The organism is Streptomyces sp. R33 (assembly GCF_041200175.1).
In the GTDB taxonomy this organism is placed as follows: Bacteria; Actinomycetota; Actinomycetes; order Streptomycetales; family Streptomycetaceae; genus Streptomyces; species Streptomyces katrae_B.
In genome coordinates this window covers 3,503,341-3,520,552 of record NZ_CP165727.1, presented here as the reverse complement: position 1 = coordinate 3,520,552, position 17,212 = coordinate 3,503,341, and the positions used below count along the sequence as shown (strand labels likewise).

Below are 17,212 nucleotides of genomic sequence, written 5' to 3'. Positions count from 1 at the left end.
GGCGGACCTGCCTGGGCGGCCGTGGGAAGGGGACCGAAGACCTAGACGGTGGGGAGGGCGAGCCCGGTGTAGATCTGGTTGAGGACGGTGGGCAGCAAGGCCTGGGCCGTCATGCGGCCGTCGGGCGACAGGGTCAGGTTCGTCCAGATCACGAGCGTGACGTCGTTGTCCGGGTCGTGGCCCATGAAGGAGTTGAAGCCCGGGAGTTCACCGCCGTGGTAGTACATCGCGGCGTTCGGGGCGAGGCGCTGGTAGGCGATGCCGTAGCCGTACTTCCGGCCGTCGGGGGCCTTCGGGTCCTCGGCCTGCGGGCTGCGCAGCCACTGCTGCTGGGCCGCGGGGTCGAGGACCTTGCCCGTCACCAGCGCCTCGATCCATGTGGCCAGGTCGTCCGCCGTGGAGACGGCTGCGCCGGCGGCGTTGGCGTACGAGGGGTTCTGGTGGGTGTAGTCGAGGGGTGCGAGCTTCCCCGCCCGGGCCGCCTCGCGCATCGCGGCGGGGTAGGGCTTGTCCACCATCGCGTACGAGGTCCCGCCGTACAGGTAGCCGTGCGCGTAGGGCTCGGGGAGCGACAGGTCGTGGATGCCGGGGAGCGATGTCCCCTTCAGCCCGAGCGGGGTGAACAGCCGGTCCTGGAACTGCCGGGCCAGAGGGCGGCCGCCGGCCTTCTCGGCGACGAGGCCCAGCAGGACGTAGTTGGTGTTGGAGTACTCGTAGGACGCGCCGGGCGCGAAGTTCGGCGGCCGGCGGAAGGCCATGGCCAGCACGTCCTGCGGCGTGTACGCCTTCGCGGGGTCGGCGTCGAGGGCGGCCGCGAGCTCGGGGGCGTTGGTGTAGTTGTAGAGCCCGCTGCGCATCTTCAGCAGCTCGGCGATGGTGATCTTCCCGCCGCCCGGCACCCCCGGGACGTAGGCGGAGACCGGATCGCTCAGCCGGAGCTTGCCGTCCTGGGCGAGGAGCGCGATCAGCGCGGCCGTCATCGTCTTGGTGTTGGAGGCGATCCGGAAGTGGACGCCGGTGCCGGGCGGCTCGGCCGTGCCCCGTTGCGTGGTGCCGACGGTCGCGCGGAAGGTCCCCTGCGGGGTGCGGAGCAGGACCACCGCGCCGGGGACCATGAGCTTCTTCGCCGCGCGGTCCACGGCGGCCTGGAGCGCGGCCGGATCGATCGGCTTCAGGGCCGAAGGAGCGGGGGTGGGGTCGGCGCTCGCCGTTGCGGCGGGTACGGCCGGCGGATCCTCGAGCGCCATGGTGGGCGTCGCACCGGCGGGAAGGGCGCCGGCCGCGATCAGCAGGGCCACGCAGGGTGCCAGCACAGCCGTACGGCGGGCAGGGCGCGAGGGTCCGGCTCGGGAGGTCCTCATGCGTCCATTGTGGGCGGGGCCGCCCGTTCCGGCAGGTCGGGGCGGACCCCTGCGGGGCGGGCCCGAAAGAGGTCCGCCGAGGGAGCTGCCGTCAGGAGTCGGGCCCGCTGCGGGGGCGCCCGCGCGGCCGTATCGGGGCGGCCCCGCCCGGCAGGCGGCCCGTCTCCGACAGGGCCCGCCGCAGCAGGAACTCGATCTGCGCGTTGGCGCTGCGCAGTTCCTCGCCCGCCCAGCGGGCGAGGGCGTCGTACACCTGTGGGTCGAGACGCAGCAGCACCTGCTTGCGCGCCTGCCGCCCCGCGCGCGCGGGGCGCTCCGGGCCCTGGCCCTCGCCGGGGCCCTGTCCCGGCGCCGGGTCCTGCGGCTCGCCGGCGCGGCTCACTGGTAGAGCGTGCCCGCGTTGACCACCGGCTGGGCCGCCCGGTCGCCGCACAGGACCACCATCAGGTTCGAGACCATCGCGGCCTTGCGCTCCGGGTCCAGATCCACGATGTCCTCCTCCGCCAGGCGGGTCAGGGCCAGTTCGACCATGCCGACCGCCCCTTCGACGATCTGCTTGCGGGCCGCCACGACCGCACCCGCCTGCTGGCGCTGGAGCATCGCGGAGGCGATCTCCGGAGCGTACGCGAGATGCGTGAACCGGGACTCGATGATGCGGACGCCGGCCGCCTCCACCCGCGCGTGCAGTTCGAGCGCCAGCTTCTCGGTGATCTCCTCGGCGTTGCCGCGCAGCGAGAGCCCGCCCTCCTCGTGCGAGTCGTACGGGTACTCGATGGCGATGTGCCGGACCGCCGCCTCGGTCTGGGTCTCGACGAACTGCGTGAAGTCGTCCACCTCGAACGTCGCCCGCGCGGTGTCCTCCACCCGCCACACCACGACGGCCGCCAGCTCGATCGGGTTGCCGTACGCGTCGTTGACCTTCAGGACGGCCGTCTCGTGGTTGCGGACCCGGGTGGAGATCGTCTCCCGCGAGGTCAGCGGGTTGACCCAGCGGAGGCCGTCCGTACGGATCGTTCCCCGGTACCGGCCGAACAGCTGGACCACGCGGGCCTCGCCCGGCGCCACCGTGTTCAGCCCGCTCATCGAGATGACCGAGACGAGGATCAGCAGGACACCCGCAGGTATCAGCGACGCGTGCATCACCGTGCCGTCGGCGGTCACGCCGAGGGCGATCAGGCCCGCCCCGGCCACCGCGCCCAACAGCCCCAGTACCAGGGCCAGTCCGCCGCCCATGCTGCGCGCCGTGAACTCCCGTACGTCTCCAGCGGGTGCCGCCGTGTTCGTCATCATCTGCCCCGTTTCGTCTGGTCGCGGCCGGTCGGGCCGCTTAGCAAAGTGATATCACTTTTTCGGGCTGCCGCAACCCTATGGGCTTGCCGCGCGTCGGTTCCCTTGATGTGGGTGCTGATTCTCACGTCCGAATTGACCGATATTGGCCATGGTTGGCCAACCTTTGTCACAACCTGCGGTGTTAGCTTTCTGAGCTGACGTCGGGGGGGAAATCGAGCGGAGCGGGAGCGATGGGCCGAGCAGAAGCGCGAAAGGCGCAGCAGCGCAGTGCGCGACGGGCGCCGCGCGGGCGCGCCACCGGGAAGGGGCGCACCGGCAAGCGGACCGGCATACGTCGCTTCTTCACCTGGAAGAAGATCCTGGGGACGCTGTTCGGGCTGCTCCTGCTCGGCATGGGCGCACTCGTCGCCCTCTACTTCTGGGTGGACGAGCCCGACCCCAACGCCGACGCCATCAAGCAGAGCAACGTCTACAAGTACGCGGACGGCTCGATCATGGCGCGCGACGGCCAGATGAACCGCGAGATCGTGCCGATCAGCCGGGTCCCGAAGGACGTCAAGACCGGCTTCATCGCGATCGAGAACAAGTCCTTCTACAAGGACCGCGGTGTCGACTTCCTCGGCATCGGGCGCGGCCTGTTCAACACGGTCACCGGCAAGGGCAAGGCCGGCGGTTCGACGATCACCCAGCAGTACGTCAAGAACTTCTACCTGAACCAGGACCAGACGGCGACCCGCAAGCTCAAGGAGCTGGTGATCTCCCTCAAGGTCGACCGGCGCATGGAGAAGGACGACATCCTCGAGGGGTACCTGAACACCAGCTACTTCGGGCGCGGCGCGTACGGCATCCAGGCCGCCGCGCAGGCGTACTACGGCGTCGACGTCGACAAGCTGACCCTGGAGCAGGGCGCGTACCTCGCGGCCGTCCTCCAGGCGCCCAGCGACTACGACCTGGCGACCGCGGGCCCGAACGGCACGCGGCTGGTCAAGATCCGCTTCAACGGCGTGCTCGACAACATGGTCGAGATGAAGGCGCTCGACCCGGAGAAGCGCAAGCAGCTCCAGCTCCAGATGCCGATCAAGCCCAAGGCGGCCCCCGGCATGGAGGGCCAGAAGGGCTACCTGAAGCAGGCGGCCGACGCGGAGCTGCGCCGGCAGACCAACATGACCAGCTCGATGCTGCAGGCCGGTGGCTGGGAGATCACCCTCAACATCGACCCCAAGAAGCAGGCGGCGCTGGAGAAGGCCGTCCAGGACGAGCTGGAGTCCAAGCTCGACCGCAAGGACCGGCCCGTCGACGCGAGCGTGCAGGCCGGCGCCACCTCCGTGGACCCGAAGACCGGCGCGGTCGTCGCGATGTACGGCGGCACCGGCCTCGGCGACCACTGGGCGAGCAACGCCCTGCGCCAGGACTTCCAGCCCGGCTCGACCTTCAAGCCGATCGTGCTCGCCTCCGCACTGGAGAACAAGTCCACGACGCACGACGGCAAGCCGATCACCCCGAACGCGCTCTACGACGGCACCAGCAAGCGCCCGGTCGTCGGCGGCGACACCCCGTTCGCGCCGCAGAACCAGGACAACACGAACTACGGCGACCCTCTCCTCACGGTCCAGGCGGCCACCAACTCGTCCGTGAACTCGGTGTACGCCCAGATGATCGTGGACGTGGGCCCGCCGAAGGTGAAGAAGACGGCGCTGCAGCTCGGCATGAAGGACCGTGACGGCTGGCCGGAGGACAAGCCGGCCATGTCGCTCGGCACCATGAGCGCCAACACCCTGGAGATGGCCGGCGTCTACGCCACCTTCGACAACCACGGCAAGAAGGTCACCCCGACGGTCATCAAGAGCGCCAAGCACGCCACCCGCGAGTTCAAGCCCGTCGAGTCCGTGGGCGGCCAGGCCATCACCCGCGAGACCGCCGACACGGTGACCAAGGTGCTCACCGGCGTCGTCCAGGACGGTTCCGGCAAGGCCGTCAAGAGCTCCGCCTACGAGGCCGCCGGCAAGACCGGTACCACCGAGTCCAACGTGGCCGCCTGGTTCACCGCGTACACGCCGGAGCTCGTCACCGTCGTCGCGATGTTCGGCGAGGAGCCCGGAACGGCCAAGCAGGTCACCCTGACCGGTACCGCGGGCGGTGGCCGAGCGGGTGGTTCCAGCTTCCCGGCCGAGATCTGGAAGGCGTACACGCTGGCCGCGCTCAAGGGCGTGGACACCGGCGAGTTCGATCTCTCCGAGGCGAAGATGGGCGCCCCGCAGGCGCCGAGCCGCAGCAGCTCCCCGTCGTCGAGCTCCTCGGCCTCGACCTCTCCGTCGGCCCCCGTCTCGCCGTCGCAGAACTCCCCGGACCCGGGCAAGAGCTCGCCGAACCCGACCAAGAGCCCGACCAAGAGCCCGGACCCGACCAAGAGTCCGGACCCGACGAAGAGCCCGGACCCGACGAAGAGCCCGCCGATCACGCTCCCGTAGCGCGCACCGCCGGATCCGGCGCACCGCCGCCCCGCAGCATCCGTGCCGCGGGGCGGCGGTGTTTTCGCTTCAGCCCTGGACCGCCGCCGCGATCCGGTCGCCGAGCGCCTTGTCGATGTTGCGCCAGTACTGCACGGCACGTGCCAGTACCGGGGCGCTGACCCCGTCCTTCAGGTGCCCGCTGACGTTCGCCACGAGCCGGTCGCGGGCCGCGTCGTCCAGCACCTGCCGGACCATCGTGCCCGGCTGGCCCCAGTCGTCGTCCTCGCGGTGCAGGGAGTACGCCTCCCGCACCATCTCGCCCGCCGAGGCCCAGCCGGCCGGCTCGCCGAAGCGGTCGAATCCGGCGGCCGGGCCCCCGTACGAGTTCGGCGCGTACGGGCGCGCCGCGGCCGACGGCTCGAAGCGCATCGCGCCGTCCTTCGCGTACGAGGAGACCTGCGCGCGGGACCGGTTCGGCGGGAGCTGGGCGTAGTTCGCCCCGATGCGGTAGCGGTGGGTGTCGGGGTACGAGAACAGCCGGCCCAGCAGCATCTTGTCCGGCGACGGGCCGATGCCCGGCACCAGGTTGGAGGGCTCGAAGGCCGCCTGCTCGATGTGGACGAAGTAGTCCTCCGGGTTCCGGTCCAGCGTCATCCGGCCGACCTCGATCAGCGGGTGGTCGCCGTGCGGCCACACCTTCGTCAGGTCGAACGGGTTGAACCGGTAGTCCGCGGCATCCTCGAACGGCATGACCTGGATGTGCATCGTCCAGCTCGGCGGCTCGGAGCCCGCGATCGACTCGAACAGGTCGCGGCGGTGGGCGTCCGGGTCCTCGCCCGCGAGGCGGTCGGCGTCGGCCTGGGTGAGGAACTCGACGCCCTGGTCGGTCTTCAGGTGGTACTTCACCCAGAACTTCGCGCCGCCGCCGTTGACCCACAGGTAGGTGTGCGAGCCGTAGCCGTTCATGTGCCGGTACGACCTCGGGATGCCCCGGTCGCCCATCAGCCACGTCACCATGTGCGCGGACTCGGGGGACAGGGTCCAGAAGTCCCACTGCATGTCGTGGTCGCGCAGCCCGTTGTCGGGGCGGCGCTTCTGCGAGCGGATGAAGTCCTGGAACTTGCTCGGGTCGCGCACGAAGAAGACCGGCGTGTTGTTGCCGACCAGGTCGTAATTGCCCTCGGCCGTATAGAACTTCAGGGCGAATCCGCGCGGGTCCCGCCAGGTGTCCGGGGAGCCCTGCTCACCGGCGACCGTGGAGAAACGGGCCAGCATCTCGGTCCGGCGGCCCGGCTGGAACAGGTCGGCCCTGGTGAACTGGCTTACGTCGTTCGTCACTTGGAAGACGCCGTACGCGCCTGCGCCCTTGGCGTGCACCACCCGCTCGGGGACCCGTTCCCGGTTGAACTGGGCCATCTTCTCGATCAGGTAGTGGTCCTGGAGCAGGACCGGGCCGTCGGGGCCCACGGTGAGCGAGTGCTCGTCGCTCTCCACCGGGATCCCGGCGTTGTTCGTCGTGTACGGGATCTTCTGCGCATCCTGGGTCACGAGGGTCCTCCCGCGGGGCCGGCCGGTTCCCCCCTGGCTCTCCCCTCGCGCCTACCCAGTCAACGCCGATCATTCGGCCCCGGCAACGGGAGCTCGAACCAGACCACCTTTCCGCTGCTCAGCCGGGTGGCGCCCCAGCGGCGGGCCATCCGGTTGACCAGGAACAGCCCGCGGCCGCCCTCGTCGGTGTCCCGCGCACGGCGCTGGCGGGGCAGCTGCGGGGAGTCGTCGCCGACCTCGCAGCGCAGTACGTCCGTCCGCAGCAGCCGCAGCGTCACGGGCCGCTCGGCGTACCGCACGGCATTGGTGACCACCTCGCTGACCAGCAGCTCGAGGGAGTCCTGGAGCTCCTCCAGGCCCCACCGGGTCAGCGCGCGGCGGGCGAACCGGCGGGCCCGGCCCGGAGCGGTCTCCTCCGGGTCCAGGAACCAGTACGCCACGTCACTGGGCGCGATCCCGTCGAAGCGGGCCGCGAGCAGCGCGATGTCGTCGTCCCGGTCGCCCGGGCCCAGCATGTCCAGCACGTCGTCGCACAGGGCCTCCAGCGGCGGCGGATGGTCCAGTCCGGTCAGCTGGGCGGTGGTGGCGAGCCGCTCGCGCAGCTGCTCGATGCCGGTCCACACGTCGCGCAGCCGGGACTCCACCAGGCCGTCGGTGTACAGCAGCAGGGTGGCCCCCGCGGGGGCGTCCAGCTCCACGGCCTCGAAGTCCACGCCTCCCACGCCGATGGGGGCGCCGGGGGGCACGCGGAGCACCTCGGCGCGGCCGCCCAGGTGCAGGAGCACGGGCGGGGGGTGGCCGGCGTTGGCGATGGTGATCCGGTGCGAGACGGGGTCGTAGACCGCGTACAGGCAGGTCGCCATGCGGTCGGAGCCGAGGCGCTGGGCCTGCTCGTCCAGGTGGTGCAGGACCTCGGCGGGCGGCAGGTCCAGCTGGGCCAGGGTCTGGGCCGTGGTGCGGAGCTGGCCCATGATCGCGGCGGAGGTCATGGAGTGGCCCATGACGTCCCCGACGACGAGCGCGACCCGGCTGCCGGGCAGCGGTATGGCGTCGTACCAGTCGCCGCCGACCCGGGCCGTCTCGGCGGCGGGCAGGTAGCGCGAGGCGAGCCGCACCCCGGTGGGCTGGGGGAGGCTGTCGGGGAGCATGGTGCGCTGGAGCTCGTCGGCGATGTACGCCTCGCGGCCGTACAGGACCGCCTTGTCGATGCCGAGCGCGGTGTGGGTGGCCAGCTGCGCGGCGACCAGCAGGTCGTTCTGCTCGAACGCGGGCCGTTCGGGGCTGCGCAGGAACACCGCCGCGCCGATGACGCGGCGCCGGCCGCGCAGCGGCGCGAGGATGGCCCGCTGGCCGCGCGGTACGGGGTGCTCCGAGCCGAGCAGCTCCGGCAGCGCGTCCTTGGCCCCTGCGGCGGACCCGAAGACGGGCCGTACGCCGCGCAGGACCTCGGCGAGGGCCCCGCCGGTGCGGATCTCGCACAGCTCGGCCGCGGGCAGGTCACCCTGCGGGCCGACCATCGGCAGCTGGCTGAAGTCGAGCTCGCCGGCGGCCCCCGCGGCCCCGGCGCCTTCCGCTCCGGTCAGATCGTCGATCGGCCGGAGCCGGTCGGTGCGGCGCAGCCTTAAAACGACCGGGCCGATGGGACGCTCGTCGCCCACCGGCAGGGGATCGCGCAGGTAGACGAGGATGGCGTCCGAGAACGTCGGCACGGTGGCCCGGCACAGTCCCAGCACGATCTCGTCGAGGTCGATGCCGCGGGCGATCCGCCGGGTGGCGGCCCCGACGAAGCGCAGCCGGTCCCCTTCGCGCCGCGCCATCCCGCCGTCCGGCGGGGGCGCGCTCCCGCCGAGGACATCGGCCACGGCGGAACCCTGCCCTTCGTACGCCGTGCCTCCGGCACCGGCACCTGCCGAGCCGGCTCGGCCGTCGGCTGCGGAGCCTTGCCCGGCGTCGTCGGCCCCGGCTTCGCTGCCCGCGAGAGCGTTCCCGGGGGTGGCGCCGGCCCGGGCTGCGCCGGCCCGCCCGGCGGCTGCGGCTGCGTCAGCCCCGGTTTCGCGGGCGCGGGCCGAGGGGGTGGCCCCGTCCGGGGCGGGGTGCGTTGCGCGGGGGCGGGAGCCGCCCGGTATCACGGGCGCCTGCCGGTCCTGCCCGTCGGCCGGGCGGTCCTGGTCGCCGACCCGGGCCTCGTGGGCCCGCCCGGCGGGCAGGGCCGCGGAGGCCGGATCCTCGTCGTGGGCCGCCGCCGCGTGCGCGGCGTTCCGTGCGGCTTCGCCGTCGCGCCGCCGGGATCCGCCCGCCGCGGTCTCGCGCGCGGCGTTGCGGGCCGCCTCGCCGTCGCGGGCGCGGCGGCCGGCCGTGCCCTGCGCGGCGGCGCGCGAGCGGCCGCGGCCCGGGCGGGGCGTGCCGTCCTGCGGGGCGGGGACACCCTCGCCGCGCGGGCGCGGGACGTCCGAGCCCCGGCCGGCGGCCTCCGCGTGCGCGCGGACCGGGTCGTCGCCGGCCGCGGCCGAACCGCGTACGGCCTCGGCGGCGGGGACGGGGGCCTTGCCGTGGCCCAGTTCCTCCGCCGCACCGCCGGAGGCGGCAGGCAGGGCGGAGCCGCCCGGGGCCGGTGTCGCGGCGGCCGCGGCGGGCTGCGGGCCCTCCTGCGAGGTGGGGTACTCCGTCACGCGTGGAATTCCGTCCGTTTGCGCTCGATGTGCGCTGCACTCAACTCGGTCAGTCGCGGTATACCCGCTCAGCGGCGGGGACACCATCACCCCGCGGTACCGCGTCCCGCTCGTTACCTCTCGCCCTGCGTTGACCTCCGGTCAAGTCCCGCGTACGGCACGACATTTACGGATGTGCTGCCGAGCGCGCCTCCCGCGCGCGACCCGCGGAGGGAGATCTTACGTTTGAACCCCGGGGGCGCATCAAGGGTCTCATGAGGTCATATGCGCCGGAGTGCGGTCCCAGTCCTCGGGAAGGGCCGGAACCCCCCAGGCCGGATCCGGCCGCCAGTCCTGCCAGCCGTCGCAGAACGGAGCCCCCCAGGCCTTGATCACGTCCACCGCGGCACGCCCCGCGACCTGCACCTGGCGGGCCTGTTCCGCGTCCATCAGCCCGGACCGCTGGGCCTGCGCGAACTCGTCCTCGTCCCGCCACGTCCACGTGCGGTCCGGGTAGACGGAGATGTCCAGGAAGTGGTCCACGGAGTCGATCCCGCCGGACCACCGGGTCCGCGGCTCCTCGAGGTTCACGTACCAGTTCTTGAACCGCCAGCCGTGCTCCCAGAACAGCCACACCGACCACGGGTCACCGGGCCGGGCCAGCTTCAGCACGCCGGCGCCGAACCAGCGCGACCGTACGGTGGTGCGCGGCGCGGTGTACCGGGTGGCGAGCGGCTCCCCGTGGACGGGGCTGCCGTCGGCCAGCACCGGCTTGACGCACTCGGTGCCGGGGGCCATCCACACCGCCAGCAGCTCGTCGGTGTCCTGCACCACGGTCACCGGACGGCAGATGTGGACCGCGCCCTTCAGGCCCGGGGCGTGGTCGCGGTAGCGCCAGAGGATCTGCTCCCCGGGCCGCCAGCGGGTGCCCTGCGCGTCGCCGCCCCCGCGGCCTCCGGTACCTGTCATGCGCAGATCTTAGGGCGGAGGCCCCCGCGCCCGCTGCGGTGCAGGTCACGGAGGTGTGCGGGAACGGGAAACGACCGAATCCGGCCCCAGTGCGGAAACGTTTTCAGGGCCGGGTCATCCGCAGGACGTCGAGAGCCTCGTCCAGCTGTTCCAGCGTCAGGTCGCCGCGTTCGACGTACCCGGCCTCCAGTACGACCTCCCTGATCGTCTTCCGCTCGGCGAGGGACTTCTTGGCGACCTTGGCCGCCTCCTCGTAGCCGATGTACCGGTTCAGCGGGGTCACCACGGAGGGGGAGGACTCGGCGAACTCCCTGGCCCGGGCCGCGTTCGCGGTGATCCCGTCGACGGTGCGGTCGGCCAGCAGGCGGCTCGCGTTGCCGAGCAGCCGGATCGATTCCAGCAGGTTCTTCGCCATCACCGGGAGCATCACATTGAGCTCGAAATTGCCGGCCGCCCCCGCGACGGCGACGGTCGTGTCGTTCCCGGTCACCTGTGCGGCGACCATGAGTACGGCCTCCGGGACCACCGGATTGACCTTCCCGGGCATGATCGAGGAGCCCGGCTGGAGATCAGGCAGATTAATTTCGGCCAATCCCGTGCGCGGCCCCGAGGCCATCCAGCGCAGATCGTTGGAGATCTTCGTCAGGGAGACGGCGATCGTACGGAGCATTCCCGAGGTCTCCACCAGCGCGTCCCGCGCCCCCTGGGCCTCGAAGTGGTTGCGGGCCTCGGTCAGCGGCAGTCCGGTCGCGGCGGCCACCTCGGCGATCACGGCGGCCGAGAACCCGGGCGGCGTGTTGATCCCGGTGCCCACGGCGGTCCCGCCCAGCGGCAGTTCGGCCAGCCGGGGCAGCGCCGCCCGCAGCCGCTCGACGCCGTAGCGCACCTGGGCGGCGTACCCGCCGAACTCCTGGCCCAGCGTCACCGGGGTGGCGTCCATCAGGTGCGTGCGGCCCGCCTTGACCACCTCGGCGAACTCGGCGGCCTTGCGCTCCAGGGCGGCGGCGAGGTGCTCCAGGGCCGGGATCAGCTCGCGGGTGACGGCGGCGGTCGCGGCGATGTGGATGGACGACGGGAACACGTCGTTGGAGCTCTGCGAGGCGTTGACGTGGTCGTTGGGGTGGACCTCGCGACCGAGCCGCTCGCCGGCCAGGGTGGCGATGACCTCGTTGGTGTTCATGTTGGACGAGGTCCCGGACCCGGTCTGGAACACGTCGACCGGGAAGTGCTCGTCCCAGCGCCCCTCGGCCACCTCGGCGGCGGCGGACCGGATCGCCTCGGCGATGTCCTCGTCCACCACCCCCAGCTTCGCGTTCACCGCGGCGGCCGCGGCCTTGATGCGGGCGAGCGCCTCGATGTGGGCGCGCTCCAGACGCTGCCCGGAGACGGGGAAGTTCTCCACCGCGCGCTGGGTCTGGGCCCGCCATTTGGCGTGCGCGGGCACCCGTACCTCGCCCATCGAGTCGTGCTCGGTCCGGTAGGTGCCCTGGTTCTGATCGTCGGTCATGTTCGTTGCCTCCTCAAAAAGTTGAGCAATTGTCTTGGTCGAAGTGTTCCCAAGTCCCCTACCGGCCAGTAAATACCGTGGGTAACACCGACAGGGGAGACGTTCATGACACGTGTACGTACGAGACCCGGGCTCAGATCTACCGTCGCCGCCGTCGCGGCGATCGCGGCCGCCCTCGGGGGCGTCACCGCCATCACCCCCATGGCCCAGGCCGCGACCGGCCCCGCAGCGGCCGCCACTCCGCTCTCGCCCGAGCTGGAGGCCGTCCGCGCGGCGGAGGCCGTCAAGATCTACGGCGACCCGGCGATCCGCCCGCTGAACGAGCGCAAGACCGGCCTGATCTCGCTCGGCGACAGCGAGATTTCGGGCGAAGGCGTCGGCAACTACGACCCGGCGACCAACACCCCGGACAACCAGTGCCACCGCTCGCCGGACTCCGCGATCCACCGCACCGGCATCCCGGCCGACCTGACCTTCAACGCCGCCTGCTCCGGCGGCTACACCGGCAACATCCGGATCGGCGGCAGCAAGCAGTACGCCGACGAGCTGGTGCAGAGCGACAACCTGGCCATCAAGGCGCGCAACACGAAGATCAAGATGGTGCTGCTCGTCGCCGGAGCCAACGACGACCTCCAGTTCGGCCCGGTCATGACCGACTGCGTGACCCGCTGGGTGCTCAGCCAGGGCACGTGCGAGCCCAAGTACGGCCCCGGCTGGCAGGCGCGCGTCGACGGCCTGAAGCCCAAGGTCGAGTCCACCGTCGCCGACCTCAAGACGGTCATGCGCGACGCGGGCTACGCCGACTCCGACTACAAGCTCGTCGTGATGGGCTACCCCAGCCCCATCGGCCCCGACTTCTACGACAACCCGAACTTCCCCGGCAAGCTCCCCGGAGGCTGCGCCGGTTACGACTCCGACGCCGCCTGGGGCCGCAACTACGCGGTGCCCACCTTCGAGAAGGGCATGCGCGCGGCGGCCCTGGCCTCGGGCGCCACGTACCTGGACAACTCGCGGCTCTTCCAAGGGCACGAGGTGTGCATGGAGGACTCCTGGGCCCGCGGCCTCTACCTGGACCTCGGCGACCACTTCCCGTGGGACGAGAACACCGCCCGCCAGTCCTTCCACCCCAACTACCGCGGCCACGGCGCCTTCGCGTCCTGTCTGACCCAGCTCTACGACTCGGGCCTGCGCGAGGCCTCCTGCGCCGACCCTGCGAGCACCGGCACCCCGGTCCTGCAGGCCGGTGCCTGGGACGACCTGTACCGGCCGCTGAAGAACCAGTCGACCGGCAACTGCCTCGACTCCAGCGGCGGCGCCAGCGCCAATGACACCAAGGTCATCGGCTGGGACTGCCACGGCGGCCGCAACCAGGGCTGGTGGTACGACTCCGCGAAGAAGTCCGTCCACATCGAGCTCACCCACGACCGCTGCCTGGACGCCCCGGGCGCCAACTACGGCGCGGGCACCGGCCTGATCCTCTGGAACTGCCACGGCGGCGCGAACCAGCAGTGGGTCCGCGACGGCGCCACCCTGCGCCCCGCGGCCGCCCCGGGCATGTGCCTGACCGTGGCCGCCGCCCACGACCAGCTGCGCCTGCAGACCTGCAACGGCTCGGCGAACCAGCGCTTCGTGTAGAGGGCACAGCGCGCAGACCCGCACCTGCACACGACCCGACCCGCCCACACCCGGCCGGCGCACCCCGGCCGGGTGGCCGTACGCGGGGCCGGTCACAGGCCGTTCAGGTACTCCCGTACCTCGCGGGGCCGGTTGGTGATCAGCGTGTCCACGCCGAGGCGCAGGCACAGCTCCACGTCCTCCGGCTCGTCGACCGTCCAGACCCGCACCCGCAGCCCCTTGGCCTTCAGCCGCGCCACCAGCCCCGGATCCTTGCGCAGCAGGTCGATACCGGGTCCGGCGTGCCCCGCGAACGGGGGCCGGGCCGGCCGCAGCCGCCGCTCGATCAGGTAGACGGCGGGCAGGCCGGGAGCCAGCCGGTTCAGCCGGGTCAGGGCGTTGCGGGAGAAGCTCATCACCTCGACGCGGCCGTCGGAGCCGTCGGCCAGCCCGTGGTCCTTCAGGACCCGTACGAGCTCGGCCTCCAGGCGGCCGCCGGCGCGGGTGGGGTGCTTGGTCTCGACGGCCAGCCCGACGGGCCGGTCGGCGGCGAGCGCCTCCTTGAGCAGGTCCTCGAAGAGCAGCACCTGCGCCCCGCGGTGCTCCTCGCCCTTCCAGCCGCCGAAGTCGAGGCCGGCCAGCTCCTCGTACGTCATGGCGGAGACGACCCCGCGCCCGTCGGAGGTCCGCTCCACCCGCCGGTCGTGCACGCACACGAGCCGCCCGTCGGCGCTCAGCCGTACGTCGCACTCCAGCGCGTCGGCGCCGTCGGCGATGGCCTGCCGGTAGGCGGCCAGGGTGTGCTCGGGGTGCTCGTGTGAGGCCCCCCGATGGGCGATGACCCGCACGTCGCGGGCGGTGAAGGACTGCGCGTACTGCCGATTCATGGATCAGACGTTATCCGCATGCGGTGACCGCCCCGGTGCAGCATGCTGCACCGATGGCCGAACACTTCGTGACATTGCACTGCGAGCCTTGCGCGTCCTGCCAGGACGAGTCGTGGCAGCGCGTCGTCGACGGCCGCCTGCGCCGGGAGTGGCAGCACTACTGCCCGGTGGCCGGAACACAGGCATGCGACGGCGGCTGGGGCCCGGCCCCGGACCTCATCCGCGAGGAGATCATCGCCCGCGAAGGCACGGAACGCCTGGGAGTCGGCGGCCCGGACGGCGTGCCGCTCAGAACCGCCCGCGAGGTCATGGGCCTCACGCTCGCGCGGCTGAGCCAAGCGCGGTCCCACGGCTTCGAGGCCACGCCGGTCGAGGCCGAGCTGCTGCGCGGGAGCGCGCTCCGCGCAGCGGGCGAAGACCGGGGCAGGTTCTGACGGGTTGCTCAGTGGGGGCGCGGGGCCAAGGGGGCCGGGGTGACCTTGAAGCCGCCCTTCGTGACCTCCGTGAAGGGGGCCGGGGCCATGCACGTGCCCACGCGGGGCTCCGACACCGAGCCGTCGGGCTTCACGTCGACGTTGGCGAGGCCCCACGAGAAGCCCACCCGGTCGGGCCCGCCGCGTTCGCCGTCCTGGACGCTGATCCCGATCCGCTTGCCCTCCCAGCCGACGTTCGAGGACGTGACCACCGCGGTGACCGTGGCCGTCCTGCCGCCGGTGACCATGCAGTCCACCTCCGCCTCGGCGACACCGGTGAAGCCCGTGTCGGGCATGGCGTGGTAGACGGTCACCCGGCCGCGCGCGTCGACCGGCATGCCCTGCTCGCCGCCCGGCGCCGGGAAGGGCCGGCTCCACGGGACGGCGTCGGCGTCGACCGTGAAGCGGATGTCGTGCTCCTTCGGGACGTACGGGTAGGACACCGTCCCGCCGCCGTGCACCGAGGCGAGCCTCGGCGCAGCCGGCGCCGCGGGGGCCGGAGCCGCGCCGATCAGGGTCGCCACCAGGGCGGCGGCGCATCCGGCGAGGACGAGGACGCGCTTGCGGTTCTTCATCGTGAACTCCCGTTGAGGGTGTGCCGTTGGGATACGGCAACAGCCTCGCGCGCAGCCCCGGCCGATCCATCTGCCTGTCGGACGACATGCCCGAGGGCCCCTCCCCCGCACGGGGGAGGGGCCCTCGGGCCGTCGTACTACAGGCCCGGGCCGCGGACCGGGATGTGGGTGAACGTCGGCTCCGGGGCCGGGTTCTGGAAGAAGTCGTTGCCCTTGTCGTCCACGACGATGAACGCCGGGAAGTCCTCGACCTCGATCTTCCAGACCGCCTCCATGCCGAGCTCCTCGTACTCCAGGACCTCGACCTTCTTGATGCAGTCCTGGGCCAGGCGCGCCGCCGGGCCGCCGATCGAGCCCAGGTAGAAGCCGCCGTGCGTGCCGCACGCGTCCGTCACCTGCTGCGAGCGGTTGCCCTTGGCCAGCATGACCTTCGAGCCGCCCGCCGCCTGGAACTGCTCGACGTACGAGTCCATGCGGCCGGCCGTGGTCGGGCCGAAGGAGCCCGAGGCGTAGCCCTCGGGGGTCTTCGCCGGGCCCGCGTAGTAGACCGGGTGGTCCTTCAGGTACTGCGGCATCTCGGCGCCCGAGTCCAGCAGCTCCTTGATCTTGGCGTGCGCGATGTCGCGCGCCACGACCAGCGGGCCCGTCAGGGAAAGGCGGGTCTTGACCGGGTGCTTGGTCAGGGTCGCCAGGATCTCGTCCATGGGCTGGTTCAGGTCGATGGACACGACGTCCGAGGAGTCGCTGAGGTGCTCGTCGGTGGTGTCCGGCAGGAAGCGGGCCGGGTCGCGCTCCAGCTGCTCCAGGAAGACGCCCTCGGCGGTGATCTTCGCGGTGGCCTGGCGGTCCGCCGAGCAGGACACGGCGATCGCGACCGGCAGGGACGCGCCGTGGCGCGGGAGGCGCACGACGCGGACGTCGTGGCAGAAGTACTTGCCGCCGAACTGCGCGCCGATGCCGATCTTCTGCGTCAGCTCGAAGACCTGCTGCTCCAGCGCCTCGTCGCGGAAGCCGTGGCCGAGGGGGGAGCCCTCGCGCGGCAGCTCGTCCAGGTAGTGCGCCGAGGCGTACTTCGCCGTCTTGAGCGCGTGCTCCGCCGACGTGCCGCCGACCACGATCGCCAGGTGGTACGGCGGGCAGGCCGCGGTGCCCAGCGAGCGGATCTTCTCCTCCAGGAACTTCATCATGGAGGCCTCGTTGAGGACCGCCTTGGTCTCCTGGTAGAGGAACGACTTGTTGGCCGAGCCGCCGCCCTTGGCCATGAAGAGGAACTTGTACGCGCCGCCGTCCGTCGCGTACAGCTCGATCTGCGCGGGCAGGTTCGAGCCGGTGTTCTTCTCCTCCCACATCGTGAGCGGGGCCATCTGCGAGTAGCGCAGGTTCAGGCGCGTGTACGCGTCGTAGATGCCGCGGGAGAGGGCCGCCTCGTCGGCGCCCTCCGTCAGCACGTTCTGGCCGCGCTTGCCCATCACGATCGCCGTGCCCGTGTCCTGGCACATCGGCAGGACGCCCGCCGCCGCGATGTTCGCGTTCTTGAGGAGGTCGAGCGCGACGAACTTGTCGTTCGACGAGGCCTCGGGGTCGTCGATGATCCGGCGCAGCTGCGCGAGGTGCGCGGGGCGCAGGAAGTGCTGGATGTCGTGGATGGCCTCTTCGGCGAGCTTGCGCAGCGCCTCCGGCTCGACCTTGAGGAACGTACGGCCGTCGGCCTCGAAGGTCGAGACGCCCTCCGAGGTCACCAGCCGGTAGGGGGTGGTGTCCTCGCCCAGGGGCAGCAGGTCGGTGTACGCAAACTCTGGCATGACGGCAGTCATTCCTCACTCGGCAGACGGCGCTGGCGACCGGTTTGGCAGCGCGGCTATCCAGCGTAGGACCTCCGTCCCGGGCTGT

Annotated in this window: 13 protein-coding genes; 3 read left to right on the top strand and 10 right to left on the bottom strand. The window is 71.8% G+C overall.

From position 1 onward, the window contains the following. Positions 1 to 41: 41 nt before the first annotated feature. From AB5J51_RS15850 to AB5J51_RS15840, 3 genes are all read right to left on the bottom strand, one after another. Positions 42 to 1,361 (bottom strand): serine hydrolase domain-containing protein, encoded by a 1,320-nt coding sequence (locus AB5J51_RS15850; RefSeq protein WP_369777923.1) that lies wholly within the window; start codon positions 1,359 to 1,361, stop codon positions 42 to 44. 91 nt (positions 1,362 to 1,452) lie between these two features. Next, positions 1,453 to 1,743 carry a hypothetical protein gene (locus AB5J51_RS15845; RefSeq protein WP_369777922.1) on the bottom strand — a complete coding sequence of 97 codons (291 nt, stop codon included), beginning with the start codon at positions 1,741 to 1,743 and terminating at the stop codon, positions 1,453 to 1,455. Continuing rightward, positions 1,740 to 2,651 carry an SPFH domain-containing protein gene (locus tag AB5J51_RS15840; protein ID WP_369777921.1) on the bottom strand — a complete coding sequence of 304 codons (912 nt, stop codon included), beginning with the start codon at positions 2,649 to 2,651 and terminating at the stop codon, positions 1,740 to 1,742. The genes AB5J51_RS15845 and AB5J51_RS15840 overlap by 4 nt, the downstream gene beginning before the upstream one ends. A gap of 230 nt (positions 2,652 to 2,881) precedes the next feature. Between AB5J51_RS15840 and AB5J51_RS15835 the strand changes: the two genes are divergently transcribed. Then, positions 2,882 to 5,119 carry a transglycosylase domain-containing protein gene (locus AB5J51_RS15835; protein ID WP_136225239.1) on the top strand — a complete coding sequence of 746 codons (2,238 nt, stop codon included), beginning with the start codon at positions 2,882 to 2,884 and terminating at the stop codon, positions 5,117 to 5,119. Between the two features lie 69 nt (positions 5,120 to 5,188). Here AB5J51_RS15835 and AB5J51_RS15830 read toward each other — a convergent pair whose 3' ends face one another. From AB5J51_RS15830 to AB5J51_RS15815, 4 genes are all read right to left on the bottom strand, one after another. Beyond that, positions 5,189 to 6,649, bottom strand: coding sequence for a catalase (locus AB5J51_RS15830; protein ID WP_136225241.1), 1,461 nt, complete (start codon positions 6,647 to 6,649; stop codon positions 5,189 to 5,191). Between the two features lie 59 nt (positions 6,650 to 6,708). Beyond that, positions 6,709 to 8,778: a SpoIIE family protein phosphatase gene (locus AB5J51_RS15825; RefSeq protein WP_234382057.1), complete on the bottom strand. Its 2,070-nt coding sequence runs from the start codon at positions 8,776 to 8,778 to the stop codon at positions 6,709 to 6,711. Between the two features lie 792 nt (positions 8,779 to 9,570). Further along, positions 9,571 to 10,266 carry a DUF402 domain-containing protein gene (locus AB5J51_RS15820; RefSeq protein WP_136225245.1) on the bottom strand — a complete coding sequence of 232 codons (696 nt, stop codon included), beginning with the start codon at positions 10,264 to 10,266 and terminating at the stop codon, positions 9,571 to 9,573. A 103-nt stretch (positions 10,267 to 10,369) separates the two neighbouring features. Beyond that, the gene (locus tag AB5J51_RS15815; RefSeq protein WP_369777920.1) at positions 10,370 to 11,773 is read right to left on the bottom strand and encodes a class II fumarate hydratase; all 1,404 of its coding nucleotides are present in this window, start codon (positions 11,771 to 11,773) and stop codon (positions 10,370 to 10,372) included. Positions 11,774 to 11,878: 105 nt separating this feature from the next. Between AB5J51_RS15815 and AB5J51_RS15810 the strand changes: the two genes are divergently transcribed. Beyond that, positions 11,879 to 13,408, top strand: a complete 1,530-nt coding sequence (locus tag AB5J51_RS15810) for a ricin-type beta-trefoil lectin domain protein (RefSeq protein ID WP_053786227.1) — start codon at positions 11,879 to 11,881, stop codon at positions 13,406 to 13,408. A 92-nt stretch (positions 13,409 to 13,500) separates the two neighbouring features. On the opposite strand, the gene AB5J51_RS15805 is transcribed toward AB5J51_RS15810, so the two are convergent. Next, positions 13,501 to 14,274, bottom strand: a complete 774-nt coding sequence (locus AB5J51_RS15805; protein ID WP_053786226.1) for a glycerophosphodiester phosphodiesterase — start codon at positions 14,272 to 14,274, stop codon at positions 13,501 to 13,503. Positions 14,275 to 14,327: 53 nt separating this feature from the next. Between AB5J51_RS15805 and AB5J51_RS15800 the strand changes: the two genes are divergently transcribed. Further along, entirely contained in the window at positions 14,328 to 14,708 is a 381-nt protein-coding gene (locus AB5J51_RS15800; protein ID WP_369777919.1) for a hypothetical protein, read from the top strand. A gap of 8 nt (positions 14,709 to 14,716) precedes the next feature. Here the strand turns inward: AB5J51_RS15800 and AB5J51_RS15795 are convergent, their stop codons facing one another. Together AB5J51_RS15795 and AB5J51_RS15790 are read right to left on the bottom strand one after the other, a co-directional pair. Further along, positions 14,717 to 15,322, bottom strand: coding sequence for a hypothetical protein (locus AB5J51_RS15795; RefSeq protein WP_136225253.1), 606 nt, complete (start codon positions 15,320 to 15,322; stop codon positions 14,717 to 14,719). 137 nt (positions 15,323 to 15,459) lie between these two features. Next, positions 15,460 to 17,124: a fumarate hydratase gene (locus tag AB5J51_RS15790; protein ID WP_053786223.1), complete on the bottom strand. Its 1,665-nt coding sequence runs from the start codon at positions 17,122 to 17,124 to the stop codon at positions 15,460 to 15,462. Between the last annotated feature and the right edge of the window lie 88 nt (positions 17,125 to 17,212).

What these genes read in the sequence shown, in the direction of transcription:
- AB5J51_RS15850 (WP_369777923.1), bottom strand. Translation starts at nt 1,361, where the DNA reads ATGAGGACCTCCCGAGCCGGACCCTCGCGCCCTGCCCGCCGTACGGCT.
- AB5J51_RS15840 (WP_369777921.1), bottom strand. Translation starts at nt 2,651, where the DNA reads ATGATGACGAACACGGCGGCACCCGCTGGAGACGTACGGGAGTTCACG.
- AB5J51_RS15835 (WP_136225239.1), top strand. Translation starts at nt 2,882, where the DNA reads ATGGGCCGAGCAGAAGCGCGAAAGGCGCAGCAGCGCAGTGCGCGACGG.
- AB5J51_RS15820 (WP_136225245.1), bottom strand. Translation starts at nt 10,266, where the DNA reads ATGACAGGTACCGGAGGCCGCGGGGGCGGCGACGCGCAGGGCACCCGC.
- AB5J51_RS15815 (WP_369777920.1), bottom strand. Translation starts at nt 11,773, where the DNA reads ATGACCGACGATCAGAACCAGGGCACCTACCGGACCGAGCACGACTCG.
- AB5J51_RS15810 (WP_053786227.1), top strand. Translation starts at nt 11,879, where the DNA reads ATGACACGTGTACGTACGAGACCCGGGCTCAGATCTACCGTCGCCGCC.
- AB5J51_RS15805 (WP_053786226.1), bottom strand. Translation starts at nt 14,274, where the DNA reads ATGAATCGGCAGTACGCGCAGTCCTTCACCGCCCGCGACGTGCGGGTC.
- AB5J51_RS15800 (WP_369777919.1), top strand. Translation starts at nt 14,328, where the DNA reads ATGGCCGAACACTTCGTGACATTGCACTGCGAGCCTTGCGCGTCCTGC.
- AB5J51_RS15795 (WP_136225253.1), bottom strand. Translation starts at nt 15,322, where the DNA reads ATGAAGAACCGCAAGCGCGTCCTCGTCCTCGCCGGATGCGCCGCCGCC.
- AB5J51_RS15790 (WP_053786223.1), bottom strand. Translation starts at nt 17,124, where the DNA reads ATGCCAGAGTTTGCGTACACCGACCTGCTGCCCCTGGGCGAGGACACC.